The following is a 16524-nucleotide window of genomic DNA, read 5'->3' as shown; positions in this document are numbered from 1 at the left end:
AACAACTGTTTCATTAGGGTGAAACTATTCTCATCTTACTAAAGCCCGGCAACCGGTCTCTAAGGCCCCAAACAGCGACTGTCAAGATTTGACCGCATTTTAAAGGATGGATCGAATAAGATTACTATTACAACCTACACTTCCCAAAAAGAATTAATATTTGGATTATACCGGGGGAATTATGCCGGATATAAAAGAATCTTTCCTACTTTCGTATATCCATTTAACCGGAGTACGTATATTTTTAATTATCAAGCATATGAAAACAAACTTTTTACTCACTTTGTTAACCGGACTACTGGTTTTTACCGCCTGTTCGGAAAAGCCAGCTGCGACTTATACCATAAACGGTACTATCCCCGACAACTCGCTGGACGGAAAAATGATCTATATCTATAACCGTAACAACAATAACGTCTATGTAGACAGCACTGTTGTAACAGGAAATACGTTCACCTTTACCGGTAAAATGGACACCGCAGCTTACTGCCGTATCGATGCCAGCCGTGAATATTATGTCAATTTCATTCTTGAAAACGGGACAATCAATCTCGACCTCAGCAAACCGGTAACTCCGTCGGGAAGCCCTCTGAACAATGAGATTGCCCGCTTCTTTGCAGCACAAGACAGTATGTCTGCCCTGATCGATGCCAAACGACAGGAATTCATAAAACAGACAGAGGATAAAGCCGAACGCATGGAATTACAAAAGAACTTTTTCCAGAATGAATGGAAACCCGCTTACCTGTCAATGCTCGACGGTTTCTTCAACAGAAACCTGGATAACCCGATCGGTGCTATCGCACTGAATTATATGGACGGCTATCTTTCGCCGGACGAGATAAAAGCGAAACTCCCTCAACTGAGCGAAGTAGTACGCAACACACCGAATATGCAGGAAACGATACAACGTTTCAACGCTTTGGAACAGACAGCCGAAGGAAAACCGTTCGTCGATTTCACCATCGAAACGAAAGACGGTAACAAAGTATCCCTGTCCGACTATGTAGGAAAAGGCAAATATACACTGGTTGATTTCTGGGCAAGCTGGTGCGGACCGTGCCGTGCCGAAACTCCGGTATTGGCAGAAATCTACAATCAATATAAAAACAAAGGCCTTGAAGTGTTGGGCGTAGCCGTATGGGACAATCCAGAAAATACCCAAAAGGCAATAGAAGAACTTAAAATCACCTGGCCGCAGATTCTGAACGCCGGTGATAAACCGACCAAACTATATGGTATCAACGGCATTCCGCATATCATTCTTTTTGGTCCCGACGGTACGATTATCTCCCGTGACCTACGTGGCGATGCAATGAAAGCAAAGGTAAAAGAAGTCATCGAAACTAAATAAACCCAAATACGATGCAGTATTTCGACTTCCCGAACATTTCAATAAATAGAATATGTACGGGAAGTTGAACTTTTTAGATGAGTAAACGAATAATTACATTACTATTAATCTGCCTGAGCAATACGGGATACCTATATGCCCAATGGACAGAAAAGGACTCGGTATGGCTCCGGAATATACTCTCCGGCAAGGAGAAGCTGGAACTGAATCCCGAAGCGTTGAAAGCTATCCGGTCAGGTACGCTGATCAATACGGAAGAACCGGCTTCAAATATGATCATGGCACCCGAGCTATCCCCAGCACAATCCATACAAAAAGATTTCACGGAATACGTACGTCCCAAAGATACCGACTATAACCCAAACCGTAAAGTGGACCCGAAAGACCTTCCTCCCGCCGTATTCATGTTATACGGAATGAATAAACCGTTACCCAAAGTGAAAATGCTGGGATCTTTCCAGGTCTCATCGGGAATCCGTGCCGAAGCCCGAAAGCCGTCCGGCATCTCGTTCGACGATATGTTACAACAGGTTTTTATGCCCAGTGCACGCCATAAAAGGAAAAATGCGCAACGCTGGCGGACTCAGAAATATTATAATAATTATCCGTAATCACAGTAGTAGAATATTTTTTTATACTTTTGTTACCCTATTAACAAAGGTAAAGTCAAATTTATAAATATACAATTTACAAGGATAAAATGGAAAAAATCATTTCGTATCCGCTTTCAGTCATCTATTATTTGTTATTTGGGATTACACTGGTGTTCTTCCATGTAGTACAGTGGATATGCTTTAACCTGTTCGGTTACAAAGCACATAAAAAGAGCGTGGATGTCTTGAGTTTTTTCCTGGTTTTCAACACCTATATTCTGGGAACAAGATACAAAATAAGCGGGCTGGAGAAACTCCCGACCGACTCGCCCCTGATCATTGCTTCGAACCATCAGAGCCTCTACGATATAACCTCTATCTGCTGGTTCATGCGCAAAGTTCATCCCAAGTTTATCAGTAAAATCGAACTGGGCAAAGGTATTCCCAGTATTTCGTACAACCTCAACCACGGCGGCTCCGTCCTTATCGACCGGAAGGATCCGAAACAGGCATTGACCGCCATCCGTGTAATGGCCGAATATATTGAAACAAACAAACGCTCGGCAGTAATTTTCCCGGAAGGGACACGAAGCAAAACAGGCAAGCCCCGTCCTTTTGCTGAAAACGGATTGAAAATCCTCTGTAAATATGCACCGTCGGCCTACATGGTACCGGTCACGATCAACAACTCATGGAAGATGACCAAATGGGGTTCCTTTCCTTTGGGAATCGGCAACCGTATCGAACTCATCATCCACGACCCTATTCCAGTGAAGGCTAAGCCCTTCGCCGAACTCTTTGCCGAAACCGAACAAACTGTGATCCGCAGTATTAAAGTGTAATTTTTTTTATTTGTCATGCAGTATTTCATAATTTGTCCGTTTTATAATTAAAGACTATTAATAAATTAATCGGATAAGATGCAGCATTTCCTTGAAATATTGCGTCTTAAAGTTAAGAAATAATATAAAAAAAGACGGACAATTATGACTAAATTACAGATACTGGCACTTTTGCTTGCCTCATTGGCCCTACTATTCTTCACCTCCTGTGACAGCGAAGACTTCCAGGAGCCGGATGTGTATAAGGTAACTCCCGACCTGCGGTTGAGGATTAACCAGGGGATGAAATTATCCTCCAAATCCGAGAGAAGAACATTTAAGGAGAAATTCGACTTATTCCAGGAGAAATGTGATGAAATGGATCACATAACTTCTCCGTACACTTATATGGAAACGGAAGAATATAAGGATTTTAAAAACTTTCTCCTTTCTTCCTCACCCCATATCTATTATCTGTTGATGGATAAATTCCTGAAAAGCAGACTGAGCTTTTTCTCTAACATCATCAGTGACATTCTCGTATCATCCAAACCGGCTATTGCCGATCAGATTGCGGAACAGATGAGAGCAACCGGCACTTTGGAGGAAAGTTTCTATCTCTATCCTCAATTATGCCTGGATATATGGCTCGATGCATTAGATACCCAATAAATATAAACCATCCCCTCAATGACGATCGCAACTACACATATATGGACTTTACTGGTCTGCCTCCTGTTTTTCATAAGCGGGATCACCAGTTGCGACTCTTCCGATCTCGACAAACTTCCGGTCAACGAGAATCCGGAAGTGGCATTCGTAAATGACGATGTTCCCCAAAGATTGTCGCTTAACAATGCCCGGTTAAAACGGATGATTTCGCCCGCCAGCAACTCCGCTTATTCCGGCAAGATTTACGAATATAATGACGAGGGTCAATTATCCAGGATTTCTAACTGCCTGTTTGAAGGGGAAGCAATTACCGATACTCTCGGTTACAATGTTTATCAATATAACGTAGATAAGCAGTTGGTCATGACCAACAATTTTAATGCGAACAAAAATACCTCTACAGGATTTATCAATCTTCAGACACAGGTATATATCTATTCGAATGATGGCAAGTTAGAGAAAAAAATCACCCATTATCCGGTGATATCCCAGTCGGAGTATACATTATATAAATACAAAAACAATATGCTTGACCGGAAAGAGCATTACGGGACTTCGGGAGTATTGGAAAACTATACGACCCACTCGTATGATAAGGTCGGCAAACTGATACTGGAATGTCATTATATGGCAAACAACCAGTTAATCAACTATACACAGCATTCTTTTATCGACGGATTGAATACCCGTTCAGTGACTTTCTCCCCGACCGGCGAAGCCCTGAGAAAAGTGATCAATACATACGATAGCAATTATAACCTTATCCGATCCGAATCGAGCGAACTGGTATTATACAGTTCAAGATCAAACTTCACGGCACAATATGAATATGATAATGCTCAATAAGCATATTATGCCGTTATACGATCTTACACTTTACTGTTCCAGCCACCAGTCGATCATCTTCCGCGCAAGGCTGAGTTTACGAGGTAACTCTGGCAGATTGTCTTTAGTGAAGAAAGCGCCTTCGCTCAATTCCTCATCCTGTAAACGGATCGTGCCGCTTACATAATCGGCTATAAACCCGACCATCAGGTTACTCGGATAAGGCCAGGGCTGATTCCCGAAATAGGTAATATTATTAATTTCCAATCCTGTCTCCTCCATAACTTCCCGTCTTACACATTCTTCCAGTGTTTCTCCCGTTTCAAGGAAACCGGCAACCAGACCATAGAAAGAACCTCTGAAATTCCGAGCATGGACCAGCAGTATAGCATCTCCTTTGCGGATCAGTACCAATATCGCCGGAGAGACTACCGGATAGATTTCATATTTACAGTTTGGACACTGTTTGGAGATAGTTGTCTGCATGACAGTTTTCGTTCCGCATGAAGGACAAAAGCGGCTATGCTGGTCCCAATAAATCAACTCATACGCTTTTCCGGCTATTTTATGTAAGATAGGATCGAGGTAATCGTAGGATGCCCGCAAACCCATCGGAAGGTATTCAGCCGTTTCTTCCAGCGGTGTATCCACAGAGGCCGTACAAGCCGGCATATCCTCCAATAAACTGACTTCCAGCACATTCTTAACCGGCACAGGAGGATTGATACTATAAGGGATTGTATATGTTTCACCTTTTTTCTGAAGCAGTAACTGGTTGTTGAAGAAAATAAACCAGTATACATTATTTACATTGCTCATCACTTTTTACTTTTGAACGGCACAAATATACTGACTAATGCAGGATATACATCAAAAAAATATTTCTATTTAAAATATTCTTCCGGCTCAATCGTCTACAACAATAGAAGGCATGTCTTACTAATAGATTTTTAATTATTAAAACGGAAACGAAAAATGTTCGGAAGAAAGAGAAAAGAAGTCATATCTTTACAAGTCTTTGCTTATGAGTGTAGTGGATGCGGACAGTGTGTGAAGAGATGCCGGAGAGAGGTTTTGAAAATGGTGAATAACGGTAGTTGCAGCTATGCAACGGTGGTCAATCCCGAAAGCTGTGTAGGCTGCGGTAACTGTGTCGATGTCTGCAAAACCCATGCAATTGAATTAATAACAGAGTAATAAACATATTAAATTAAATAACAATGAGAAATCCGGGAGTATTCAGAGGAGCGTTCATCTTTTTATTTTTTATAGGGCTGTTTGCACTGGCCAGCCTGGGAGTTATGTATCTGTGGAACTGGCTGATACCGGCCGTTATCGGCTGGTCGGTCATTAACTACTGGCAGGCGCTTGGTTTGATGGTTCTTTGCCGGCTGTTATTCGGAAGGTTCAGAGGGTTTGGACATTTCGGTCCTTTCGGTCATCATCCCGGAGGCTTTTTCTTCGGTAACCGGGAAGAGCATAACCGCTTCCACGAGCAGATGAAAAATATGCCCTGGGAAGAGCGCCGGGAACATATCCGCAGACATATGGCTGATTTCCGCAATGGCAGATTTAATACACAGGAGCCATCTTCAGGTGATAATGCCCAATGAAAGAAATAGTTCAAAACCGCTCCGCTTCGGAGCAGAACACACGGGTTGCGGATATCTTCCGGAAATACCAGGCACAGCTGAAAGGTTTTATCTCCAGGCGTGTGTCCTCCAAAGAAGACAGTGAAGATATCCTGCAAAACGTATTCTACCAGTTCATGAAATATGACCAGGAGGACAGTCCGATCGAACAGATCGCCGCCTGGTTATATTCTGTGGCCCGCAGTCAGATCATCGACCGCAGCCGCAAACACCGGGAAGAAGAAATGCCCTATCTCTCTGCCAGCGAAGAAGACGGCACTTTCCTGAAAGAACTGGCGGAACTCATGCCCGACGAAGACCAGTCGCCGGAAATGGATTATATCCGTTCTACCGTCTGGGAAGAGTTGGAACACGCATTACTGGAACTGCCGGACGAACAACGGGCCGTCTTTGAACTGACGGAACTGGAAGGCATTCCGTTCAAGGAGATTTCAGAATCGACCGGCATACCGGTCAATACATTGATTTCCAGGAAAAGATATGCAGTCTTGTTTCTCAGGAAAAGATTATATAACCTGTATGAAGATATTTTGTAAACAACTTGTTCCCTAAAAGTGCGTTTCCGAACTATATCCGTGCGGATATGCACAACGCCGAAGAGAGTCCAAAACTTCAATACAATATAAATCAAACACTTACAATATTGGCACAGCTTTTGTTCTTTCATTAGTAAATTAAAATTCTTATACTCATGATTAAGACAGTAGCATTAGAAAAAATCTTCCGTACAGAGGAAGTTGAAACTTGGGCCTTGAACAAGGTGAATATTGAAGTTAAAGAGGGAGAGTTTGTAGCGATAATGGGACCTTCCGGTTGCGGTAAGTCTACGCTGCTGAATATCCTGGGATTACTGGACAACCCGACTTCCGGCGAATATTACCTGAACGGGATAGAGGTTTCCAAATATACGGAAGCACAACGTACAAAATTACGTAAAGGGATTATCGGCTTCGTATTCCAGAGTTTCAACCTGATCGACGAATTGAACGTATATGAAAATATAGAACTTCCCCTACTTTATATGGGTGTTTCGGCTTCCGAACGCAAACAGAAAGTGAAAGAGGCCATGGAACGTATGGCAATCGTCCATCGTGAAAAACATTTCCCTCAACAGTTATCCGGAGGTCAGCAACAGCGCGTTGCCATAGCCCGTGCCGTGGTAGCCAACCCCAAACTAATCCTTGCCGATGAGCCAACCGGTAACCTGGACAGTAAAAACGGCCAGGAAGTAATGAACCTGCTCAACGAACTAAATAAGGAAGGAACAACCATCGTCATGGTAACCCACAGCCAGCATGATGCCGGCTATGCTTCACGCATCATCAACCTGTTCGACGGACAGGTGGTAACGGAGACGGTAATCTAATTACAAATGTTACAAAAGTCAAAGAGTAGACTGCAACATGTTAATAGATGTTGTAGTCTACGAAATATTCGTACTTCCCAGTATATCAAATCCAAATAAACTTGTACATTGCCGGCATTAACTACAAATCAAATTATCCATGAAAGCACTAGGTCTATTATTATTTGGAATCTTTTTAACCGTTTCTTCCGCTTATGGACAAAAAACATGTACAATCGAAGGTGATATCCAGAATATGCCAGACAGTATTACTCTCAGTTGTGCGGAAATGAAAGGAAATACAGCCAGAATGCAGGGCGATGACTTTTTTACAATGACAAATGGTAAATTCAAAATTACCAGGGAGGTCGACACTATTACCAAAATGTTTCTCACTGTTAACCGCACCGGCTATCAGTTTTGGGTAAAACCAGGAGCTAACATTAAAATTACCGGAAAAGCTCCTTATGTACAAACCTGGAAGACAGAAAGCGATATTCCAATCCCGGAACAGATAGAATTAAACCGTTTCAGAGAAGCGACTCAAAAAGAGGCAATGCAAATTCATGATTTGACAGCCGAAGCCATGAAAATACTGACTAATGCCGATGGCAAAAATCCGAATCCCCGGCAGCAGTTCGATTCATTGCGCCTAAAGATAAATAGTATCCATGATGAAGTCATCCTATACAAAGAATTACAACTAATGTTGAAAAATCCCATAACACTTGCAGGACTGGAAGAATTAAGAAATGCAGCCAAATGTTATAAAGAAGGAAAGTTTAACAAACTGGTTTCGATGTCGGACAACTCCATGAGCCTGGCAGGACTGAACAATTTAAAAGAGACTGAAAGGTCTAAAGTCCGGACTTTCATTATTACTGTATATAGCAAACTGACTGATGAGCAAAAACAATCTCAATTGGGACAGGAAATAATATCCTTGTTATCTATTTCATCAACAGTAAAGACCGGAGACAAAATCTATGATGCCGAATTAAAAGATGTTGAAGGCAAAATCCACCACCTCTCCGATTACCGAGGAAGTTATATTCTTCTTGATTTCTGGAGCCGGGCTTGCGGTCCCTGTGTCGCAGCGTTACCTGAACTAGAAAAAATAGCAGAACAATACAAAGGAAAAGTGATCGTAATCAGTGTATCTGTAGATCCTGTTTCCGTCTGGAAAGAAGAAGTTGCTAAAAGTCCCGTTAGCAATTACTGGCTTCAATTGTCTGATGGATTAGGTTCGAGTGGCATAGCAGCACACTACGGACTAAAATCTCTTCCTACATTTGTTTATATATCGCCGGAAGGTCTTATCCTGAAAATCAAAGAAGGATATAGGGAAGACGCTCTTCTGGAAGAACTCAAGAGTTTTATAAAAGACTAACAATCTAAATTAATAAAGGTATGAAACACATTATCAGTTTACTCACTCTATTCCTCTGTTGCACAAGTTTGCACGCTCAGGATCGCGTAGTGGAGCAACCGGCTTTTGAAGTACGCAACACCAATACGCTCGAATTTCAGAAAATTATTCTGAACGACACAGCCACCATCATGTATGTCGACGCTTATTACCGACCCCAATATTGGATCAAGATCGTTGATGAAACGACGTTGGAAGCCAATGGTAAAAGTTACCGGATCAAAGCCGGCGATGGTATTAAGCTTAATGAGGAATTTTGGATGCCGGAATCAGGTACGGCCTCTTTCCGTTTGATTTTCCCTCCCCTTCCGAAGGATACAAAGACAATCGATTTTATCGAAGGTAACGACAAAGGAGCTTTCAAGATCTGGGGTATACGATTGGATGGAAAGACACCCACAGTAGACTTTCCCAACGTAAAGAAACCGGAGAAAGCGCCTGTCCTGGAAAAGCCGGAACTGAAATCAGGTATTGCCACACTAAACGGTAAATTTATTGGCTACAAACCGGGGATGGATGAAGAACTGCCTATATGGGTATTCAATATTCTTACAGCCGGTGCAGACCAGAACACCATAAATGTTAAGCCCGATGGAAGTTTTAAACTGGAAATTCCTTTATTACATATTTCAAGTGTAGTATTATCCGGAAACTCAGTTGTTCATACCCGTTTCTATATAAAACCGGGAGAAACAACTTCTGTCGAAATTAATATGCCGGAAATTTGTCGTGCACAATCCAAGATACAATCTTCCAAGCCTTCATTAGGAAACAAGTTCTATTTCACCGGAGCATTGGCTGATATAAACAACGACCTCGCCAATAATCCGGTTGAAGAACCTTCATTCAGTGTCAGAAGTCAGGAAGAATATGATCAGATGATGAAAGACATCAGTACAATGACGGTTGATCAATATAAAACATATTGGACAGAAAAATATCAGAAAGCCGTCGATCAGCTAAATCAACTGACAGGAATCAGCGATGCACATCGTCAATTGATTGCCATGAAACTAAAGCATGAACTGGCTGATCAATTACTTGGTTACAGAGCAATTGAATATGCTTACCGGCAAACGAACAAAATCCCCAAAGATTCTGTTCTGGTCAACTATGTAAAGCCAATTGCAACCCAGGATTATTTCAATTTCTTGCCGGAACTGTTATCCAATGATCCCTACTTTATTTATAATGGTAATGCGGCTTATTTGTTAAGAGGCCTTCAGTTTACCAACTTTACCGGAAAAGATATCAAACTAGAGAAAGACGAAAAATTCCCAGACAATACAGCTGATATTGCCCGGATTATGGGAACCGATAAAGGACTTCTTTTCGATATGTTAGCCGCACAAAAACTGGCAGCTTCTATCAGCGAGTTCCGTCCTTTAGACGAACAAGAGTTGGCAAAGACCAATACATTGAATCCGGCACTCAAAGAGGAACTTATCAAAATGAATGAGAAACTGAAACTGACAATAGAGGAAAACAAAAAGAAATCCGGCTATACCGTCAACCGTGTGAACATTGCGGATATCCCATCCGAAGAATTATTCAATGCAATTACAACACCTTACCGCGGCAAAGTTGTCTTCGTTGACTTTTGGGCAACCTGGTGCGGTCCCTGCCGGATGGCAATGAAAGAGACAGAACCGGTAAAGAAAGAATACGAAGGAAAAGACGTCGTATTCCTCTACCTGGCAGCCGAAAACTCTCCGAAAGGGACCTGGGAACAAATGATCCCGGACATCAAGGGTGAACACTATCGTGTTACTGCCGAACAATGGGAATACTGGGGAAAGAAATTCGGTATCAATGGTGTCCCTTCTTACATGGTAGTGGCGAAAGACGGTACTCCGGTTCACTTCCAGGTCGGTTTCATGGGAGTGGACAAGATGAAAGAGATGATCGATAAAGAACTGGCTAAATAAGAAAATCCGGAATATACTATTTATAAGGGCGGAGATCAGGTAATGGTCTCCGCTTTTTTTTGCGGTAAAATCAAAAAGTCGTAATATTGCATTCACAAACATAACATATATAATGGTTGGCATGAAATATTTCAAACAATGGGTACTTTTTATTTGTCTGAGTGTTTATTGCAGTGCTTCCGCACAGGAAGTAAAAAAAGCGATGACATTCGATGAAATGGTTAGCTGGAAACGTATTACGGAACAAAAAATCTCCCACGACGGGAAATGGGTAGCCTGTAAGATGGAACCCTGGTGGGGAGATGCCAGTATTTTCGTGTACAATGCCAAAGGAGAAATGACAGCTTCTTTTCTTCCGGCTGCACAGGCAGAATTTTCTGCATCTTCCGGTTACCTGCTGGTTACCAGGAAGCCGGAACTTGAAAAAGTAGAAGCCCTGAAACTGAAAAAGACCAAAAAAGAAGATATGCCGTTGGATGAACTCGTCATCTTCAATCTCTCAGACAAAAAAGAAACGATAGACTCCCTGAAATCATATAAACTTTCTGAGAGTGCAGACTGGATTGCTTATAAAAGAGAGAGTAAATCAGATACTGTATTCCATGTGCGTTCGCTGGACGGAGCAAAAGAGGTACGGTTTGCCGATGTCAAGGAGTTCGGCTTCGCTAAAAAAGAAAACATTCTATATTATACGACAGATTCCACCCTATCCACATTTACCCCGGAGAAAGGGCATACCGTTATTTTTGAAGGTAAAGGTGTAATTAAAAAAGCAACATTCAATAAAACAGGTGATAAAATAGCATTCCTGTATTGTCCGGATAAAGACTCAACCAATACGCAATTTTCACTTTATCTGGCAGAAAATAATACCCGAGCCCGCATCGTTGCTGATAAGGGACAAAACTTCATACCCAAAGGCTGGGTGATCAGCGAAAACGGTGACATCCGTTTTTCAGAGAACTCTGAACGTATTTTCTTCGGAACAGCACCGGCTCCCATGCAAAAAGATACTACCGTACTGGCAGAAAATCGTCCCGACGTACAAATCTGGAAATGGGATGAGGGTGTACAATATACTCAACAAGTATATAATAAAGAAAAAGACCTGAAAAAAACTTACACTGCCGTTTATAATATTTCCGGCAACACCCTCTTCCAACTAGCAGACAAGGAAATCCCTCATTTGATCACTGCCGATGAAGGTAATGCACCGATCGCCCTGTTATCGACAAACCAACCCTATGCAACGGAACAGATGTGGGAAGGCAGAAGCCGTTATGATATCTATACAGTTAATCTTCAAACCGGAGAACGCCGGCAAATAAAAAAAGCAAGCAACAGCAATATGCAACTTGCCCCCAAAGGGACATATGCTTATTGGTATTGTGCACAAGACAGTTCCTGGTATACCTATTCCCTGGCAAACGGAAAAGAATACCGTCTGACAACTCCCGCAACCTTTGCCGCCTGGGATGAAGACAATGACGTCCCGGACTATCCGTCACCTCACGGTCTGGCCGGATGGACAGCTGATGACCGCAACCTCCTGATATACGACCGTTATGATATCTGGAAATTCGATCCTACAGCAGAAGTAGCTCCTGTAAACCTGACAGTAAACGGACGAAAGGAACAACTTTCATATCGATTGATCAGATTAGATAAAGAAGAAAAATTCATTGATATAACAAAGTCACAGTTATTACAAGTGTTCAATGAAAAGACAAAAGGTTCCGGATATTACAGTGCCCATCTCTCTGCCCCCAAAGCACCGAAAGCCCTGCTGACCGGAAACTTCATGCTGAAAACACCCGTCAAAGCGAAATATTCGGATGCAGTGATCTATACCTCCGAAACATTTGAGCAATATCCGGATATAAGGCTTTCTGACCTTAGTTTCAAAAAGTCCATCCAGCTTACCCACGGAGAAGAACAACAAGCAAATCTGAATTGGGGTACAGCCGAGCTCGTCTCTTGGATTTCCCTGGACGGAACACCTTTGGAAGGAGTTGTCTATAAACCGGAGAACTTCGATCCGAACAAAAAATATCCGGTAATCGTAAACTTCTACGAACGTAATTCAGAAACGCTTTATGCTTACCATATGCCGGAACCGCATCGTTCCACGATTGATTATCATTTCTATACCAGCAATGGTTATATCATTTTCAATCCGGATGTACGTTATGTAGACGGTTATCCCGGAGAAAGTTGTTTCAACTGTGTCATGCCGGGTATTACCTCATTAATAGCCAAAGGATACATAAATGAAAAAGCGATCGGTGCACAAGGTCACAGCTGGGGCGGATATCAGGTTGCTTATCTTGCTACCCGGACAAACCTGTTTGCCGCTATCGAATCGGGAGCTCCGGTCGTCAATATGTTCAGTGCCTACGGAGGAATCCGTTGGGGATCAGGACTGAACCGTTCTTTCCAATATGAACACGGACAAAGCCGTATCGGCGGAACTTTATGGGACTCTCCATTGCAATATATGGAAAACTCTCCGTTGTTTACCATGGATAAAGTAGAAACTCCCATCCTGATCATGCATAACGACAACGATGGTCATGTACCCTGGTATCAGGGAATAGAATATTTTGTAGCACTCAAACGTTTACAGAAACCGGTGTGGCTACTCAATTATACCGGAGAAGTTCATTGGCCGATGCGTCTGGCAAACCGGATAGATTTCCAGAAACGTATGTATCAGTTCTTCCAGCATTACCTGAACAAGCAACCAATGCCCAAATGGATGGACGAAGGAGTTCCGGCAGTCGATCAGGAATTTGAATTGGGATACTAAAAGCATTACATTTGCTTCAAATAACCGGTATCTCCATGAAAAATACTTTTTGGCTACTAATTATACAATCTATACTCTGTTTGTCGGCCTGTACGGGCGGACAAACAGAGTATTGGTTGGAACAGGCTGAAAATTATCTGGACAAAAAGCCGGACAGTACATTAATATTTCTGGAGAAGATAAAGAACCCTGACCAGCTGGCCGATTATCCTAAAGCGAAATACGATCTGTTTCAGACTATTGCTGGACTCCGCAAAGGTCAGGCCATACGGACAGATTCCCTGCTCACAAAAGCTATTGATATTTTCATTGCCAACAATGATTCAGCCAAAACCTCTAATGCTTGTTTCTGGAGTGGGTTTATCAATATGCAAACGGCGAACTATATGCGGGCTGACTCCTTCTTTACCCTGGGTATTCCGTTTGCAACAAATCCTGTAGTACGAACCAGATTATACGAATACAGCGGTTTTGCCCTTCTGTACAAAGGCAACGCAAAACAGGCATTGCAGCAGCATAGACTGTCATTACAAGACAGTGCCTTTATCCCTGCCGCTTACCAGGCAGAAGTATTAGCAGAAATCGGACAGGCATATCGATATTCAGAACAAACCGACAGTGCAATCATCTACTACCAAAAAGCCATCCGGAAATCACTGGAAATCGAATCAAGGGAACAAACAGCCTTTTTCTATCAAAAAATAAGCGAAATTGAAAAAGAAAAGGGAAATATTAGAAACGCAACGGAAGCATTGAAAGCAAGTCAGAGTTTATGTAACACCCGGACTAGTTATCCATATCATATGCTTACTCAAGCCCAAATATACATTGCATCCGGCGAAACCGATTCGGCAAGGGTTTACCTACAGAAAGCAATACAAAGCACAAACACCTATGTTGCAACCCGTGCCTATCAACTATTGGCCCGGCTATATGAAAAAAACAAAACAGACGAACAAATATACTACGCCTGGAAAAACTATGAAGGAAGTTTCAGCAACATATCCGGTGATGCCGAATCACAGATAATGACACAACGATATCAGGAAGAACTGCTCAAAAATGAAAACAACCAATTAAAACTCAAAAAGAAGCAACAAGATATCTACCTCCTTTCATTATGTCTGATATTGATTACAGCCTGTACCCTTTGGTATATTGTCTACAACCGTCTCCGGAAAAAGAAAATCATCGGCGAACAACAATTAAAAGAACAGGAACTAAAAAACCAGGTCGCCCAATTAGAGAAAGAACGGGAATTGATATCCTTACGTGAAAGAGCTACGGCTTTACGTGAACAGTTGTTCCGCCGTCTGTCCGCATCCCAAAAGATTCCTTCCCTTTCCGGAAAAGCAAAAGAAAACACAGATGATAACAAATCGAGGTTAACATCGGAAGAGATAGACGAATTGATCGAAACTGTGAATAATATCTGGTCCGGCTTTGCCGAACGACTAAAAAATACTTATCCGTTACTCCGTACAAAAGACATCGCCTTCTGTTGCCTGTTGAAAAGCGGGATCAGCACGAAAGACCTTGCCTCCATCTATTATATCACTCCTTCGGCCATCAGCCAAAAGAAAGCACGTATGAAACGGGAGAAGTTCGGAGTTGAGGATGATAACCTGTCTCTGGATGATCTTTTGAATGCGTTCTAAACTGCTAAAGAGGAAATGTCAATTCATTTTTACTACGATCAGATAGTAAACATCTATATATCTACCCATTACTCCTTTCAGTATTATCTAAAATGTCAACTGACTTTCTAGTCTGTTATCAACATTTAAGGATATATTTGCATCAAACATCATTCTAAAACAGCAACATTATGAAGAAGGTAGGAAATCTTATTACTGGTTTACTTTGCTTACTATTGATAGTCTCGTGTCAAAGTGGCAATAAATCATCATTCAATAACGGATTGGAAGACTCACCCGTTGTCGGTACTTTTGTACAGGTGGGGGATGACCAGGTTCTTTCATGCGATCAGAAATTACTGACCGACTCCATACACCTTCTACTCACTTATCTTACGGAAAAACCAGAGATCATTCATCTGGACAACCGGGATGAAGCGCTGATCAGCGAAGGACGCGTAATCGTTTCCGATAATTATTTATTAGCATGGAACAACAAACAAAATCCTTTCAAACTCTTCGACCGGAAAGGAAACTTCCTGACAACGATCGGATCATACGGACAAGGCCCCAACGAATACCTGAATGTTTATGACGCTAATATAGACGAAGAAAACGACCGAATTTATATATTGCCCTGGCAAAGTGCCCAAATACTGGTCTATGACCTGAAGGGTAATCCCCAACCTACAATACCACTTTGTCTGCGGGCTCCCAAAGGCACTTTCCATGTAGACCTTCAGGATTCGACGGTTGCAGTTGTTCTACTTCCATTCCCCGACATGCCGGCAGTAGCATGGACACAGGATTTTCACGGGAACAGGAAAGATTATATCGAACCCGGCCATCTCGCTGCACCGCAAGATTACAGTAATGAGGTCTGTACATATAATAATGTACCGGGTATTTTTGACGTAAATATCCTCTGCATCGTACCAACACGCGTCGACAGCCTTTACCGCTACGATTACCGCAATAACCGCCTGTCTCCAACCTTCACCATGAATTTCAGTGAAGACCCGATCCCCTGGCACGGCTATATCGAACTTCCGAACCATTATATAGGAGAGGCTTCCTATCCGAAGCAAGTATCAGCTACTTCATTTGTATCATCATCTCCCAGCTATTATATTGTAGACAAAAGAACTGGAAAAGGAGCTTTTTTCCGATTATATAATAATTATCTGGGATACACGGAAATCGGCTGGCCTATTTTCTCTTTTTATAATGGCTACTTTATCCAGAATATAGAACCGGCTAACCTGAAAAGCACGTTAGAAAATGCTCTAAAGTCTAACAAATTAACAGAAGAAGAAAAAGCAGAATTGACTACATTGGCAGAGTCAATACATGAAAATGATAATAATATCATCATTTTAGCCAAATTAAAACATTAGATGGCGGGTATAATGAACAAAAATGATAACAACTATATTCCTCTGGGTCGCCTGAAGAAATA

15 protein-coding genes are annotated in these 16524 nt (G+C 42.1%); 14 read left to right on the top strand and 1 reads right to left on the bottom strand.

Annotated elements, in window-relative coordinates; translation table 11 throughout:
• Positions 1-259 precede the first annotated feature (259 nt).
• The 5 genes from C825_RS05170 to C825_RS05150 all read left to right on the top strand — a co-directional run bounded on the left by C825_RS05170 (position 260) and on the right by C825_RS05150 (position 4286).
• Positions 260-1354, top strand: a complete 1095-nt coding sequence (locus C825_RS05170; RefSeq protein WP_010801672.1) for a TlpA disulfide reductase family protein — start codon at positions 260-262, stop codon at positions 1352-1354.
• 77 nt (positions 1355-1431) lie between these two features.
• On the top strand, positions 1432-1965 hold the full coding sequence (locus C825_RS05165) for a DUF4858 domain-containing protein (protein WP_010801671.1): 534 nt from the start codon (positions 1432-1434) through the stop codon (positions 1963-1965).
• 89 nt (positions 1966-2054) lie between these two features.
• Entirely contained in the window at positions 2055-2789 is a 735-nt protein-coding gene (locus tag C825_RS05160) for a lysophospholipid acyltransferase family protein (protein WP_010801670.1), read from the top strand.
• A gap of 144 nt (positions 2790-2933) precedes the next feature.
• Positions 2934-3440, top strand: coding sequence for a hypothetical protein (locus C825_RS05155; protein ID WP_010801669.1), 507 nt, complete (start codon positions 2934-2936; stop codon positions 3438-3440).
• Positions 3441-3458: 18 nt separating this feature from the next.
• Positions 3459-4286 (top strand): hypothetical protein, encoded by an 828-nt coding sequence (locus C825_RS05150; RefSeq protein WP_007655374.1) that lies wholly within the window; start codon positions 3459-3461, stop codon positions 4284-4286.
• Between the two features lie 30 nt (positions 4287-4316).
• Here the strand turns inward: C825_RS05150 and nudC are convergent, their stop codons facing one another.
• Entirely contained in the window at positions 4317-5084 is a 768-nt protein-coding gene (nudC, locus tag C825_RS05145) for an NAD(+) diphosphatase (RefSeq protein ID WP_010801668.1), read from the bottom strand.
• Positions 5085-5240: 156 nt separating this feature from the next.
• On the opposite strand from nudC, the gene C825_RS27605 reads away from it, so the two are divergent.
• The 9 genes from C825_RS27605 (at position 5241) to C825_RS05100 (ending at position 16462) form a co-directional block, all read left to right on the top strand.
• Positions 5241-5462: a 4Fe-4S binding protein gene (locus C825_RS27605; RefSeq protein WP_010801667.1), complete on the top strand. Its 222-nt coding sequence runs from the start codon at positions 5241-5243 to the stop codon at positions 5460-5462.
• A 23-nt stretch (positions 5463-5485) separates the two neighbouring features.
• Positions 5486-5878 (top strand): hypothetical protein, encoded by a 393-nt coding sequence (locus C825_RS05135; RefSeq protein WP_010801666.1) that lies wholly within the window; start codon positions 5486-5488, stop codon positions 5876-5878.
• Positions 5875-6453 carry an RNA polymerase sigma factor gene (locus C825_RS05130; protein ID WP_010801665.1) on the top strand — a complete coding sequence of 193 codons (579 nt, stop codon included), beginning with the start codon at positions 5875-5877 and terminating at the stop codon, positions 6451-6453. The genes C825_RS05135 and C825_RS05130 overlap by 4 nt, the downstream gene beginning before the upstream one ends.
• A 155-nt stretch (positions 6454-6608) precedes the next feature.
• Positions 6609-7283: an ABC transporter ATP-binding protein gene (locus tag C825_RS05125; RefSeq protein WP_007655383.1), complete on the top strand. Its 675-nt coding sequence runs from the start codon at positions 6609-6611 to the stop codon at positions 7281-7283.
• A gap of 139 nt (positions 7284-7422) precedes the next feature.
• Positions 7423-8652 carry a TlpA family protein disulfide reductase gene (locus C825_RS05120; protein WP_010801664.1) on the top strand — a complete coding sequence of 410 codons (1230 nt, stop codon included), beginning with the start codon at positions 7423-7425 and terminating at the stop codon, positions 8650-8652.
• A gap of 20 nt (positions 8653-8672) precedes the next feature.
• Entirely contained in the window at positions 8673-10619 is a 1947-nt protein-coding gene (locus tag C825_RS05115; RefSeq protein WP_010801663.1) for a TlpA family protein disulfide reductase, read from the top strand.
• A 121-nt stretch (positions 10620-10740) separates the two neighbouring features.
• On the top strand, positions 10741-13428 hold the full coding sequence (locus C825_RS05110; RefSeq protein ID WP_044214922.1) for a S9 family peptidase: 2688 nt from the start codon (positions 10741-10743) through the stop codon (positions 13426-13428).
• A gap of 35 nt (positions 13429-13463) precedes the next feature.
• A complete protein-coding gene (locus C825_RS05105) occupies positions 13464-15086 on the top strand; it encodes a tetratricopeptide repeat protein (protein ID WP_010801661.1) in 1623 nt (540 codons plus the stop codon).
• A 170-nt stretch (positions 15087-15256) separates the two neighbouring features.
• Positions 15257-16462, top strand: a complete 1206-nt coding sequence (locus tag C825_RS05100) for a DUF4934 domain-containing protein (protein WP_007655390.1) — start codon at positions 15257-15259, stop codon at positions 16460-16462.
• The last annotated feature ends 62 nt before the right edge of the window (positions 16463-16524 follow it).

It is taken from the genome of Parabacteroides sp. ASF519 (genome assembly GCF_000364265.2).
Taxonomy (GTDB): domain Bacteria; phylum Bacteroidota; class Bacteroidia; order Bacteroidales; family Tannerellaceae; genus Parabacteroides; species Parabacteroides goldsteinii.
Note: the sequence above shows the minus strand (reverse complement) of the source record. Positions and strands in the feature narration are given on the sequence as shown.

What these genes read in the sequence shown, in the direction of transcription:
- C825_RS05150 (WP_007655374.1), top strand. Translation starts at nt 3,459, where the DNA reads ATGACGATCGCAACTACACATATATGGACTTTACTGGTCTGCCTCCTG.
- C825_RS05160 (WP_010801670.1), top strand. Translation starts at nt 2,055, where the DNA reads ATGGAAAAAATCATTTCGTATCCGCTTTCAGTCATCTATTATTTGTTA.
- C825_RS05170 (WP_010801672.1), top strand. Translation starts at nt 260, where the DNA reads ATGAAAACAAACTTTTTACTCACTTTGTTAACCGGACTACTGGTTTTT.
- C825_RS05120 (WP_010801664.1), top strand. Translation starts at nt 7,423, where the DNA reads ATGAAAGCACTAGGTCTATTATTATTTGGAATCTTTTTAACCGTTTCT.
- C825_RS05100 (WP_007655390.1), top strand. Translation starts at nt 15,257, where the DNA reads ATGAAGAAGGTAGGAAATCTTATTACTGGTTTACTTTGCTTACTATTG.
- C825_RS05165 (WP_010801671.1), top strand. Translation starts at nt 1,432, where the DNA reads ATGAGTAAACGAATAATTACATTACTATTAATCTGCCTGAGCAATACG.
- C825_RS05135 (WP_010801666.1), top strand. Translation starts at nt 5,486, where the DNA reads ATGAGAAATCCGGGAGTATTCAGAGGAGCGTTCATCTTTTTATTTTTT.
- nudC (WP_010801668.1), bottom strand. Translation starts at nt 5,084, where the DNA reads ATGAGCAATGTAAATAATGTATACTGGTTTATTTTCTTCAACAACCAG.
- C825_RS05110 (WP_044214922.1), top strand. Translation starts at nt 10,741, where the DNA reads ATGAAATATTTCAAACAATGGGTACTTTTTATTTGTCTGAGTGTTTAT.
- C825_RS05130 (WP_010801665.1), top strand. Translation starts at nt 5,875, where the DNA reads ATGAAAGAAATAGTTCAAAACCGCTCCGCTTCGGAGCAGAACACACGG.
- C825_RS05105 (WP_010801661.1), top strand. Translation starts at nt 13,464, where the DNA reads ATGAAAAATACTTTTTGGCTACTAATTATACAATCTATACTCTGTTTG.
- C825_RS05125 (WP_007655383.1), top strand. Translation starts at nt 6,609, where the DNA reads ATGATTAAGACAGTAGCATTAGAAAAAATCTTCCGTACAGAGGAAGTT.
- C825_RS27605 (WP_010801667.1), top strand. Translation starts at nt 5,241, where the DNA reads ATGTTCGGAAGAAAGAGAAAAGAAGTCATATCTTTACAAGTCTTTGCT.
- C825_RS05115 (WP_010801663.1), top strand. Translation starts at nt 8,673, where the DNA reads ATGAAACACATTATCAGTTTACTCACTCTATTCCTCTGTTGCACAAGT.
- C825_RS05155 (WP_010801669.1), top strand. Translation starts at nt 2,934, where the DNA reads ATGACTAAATTACAGATACTGGCACTTTTGCTTGCCTCATTGGCCCTA.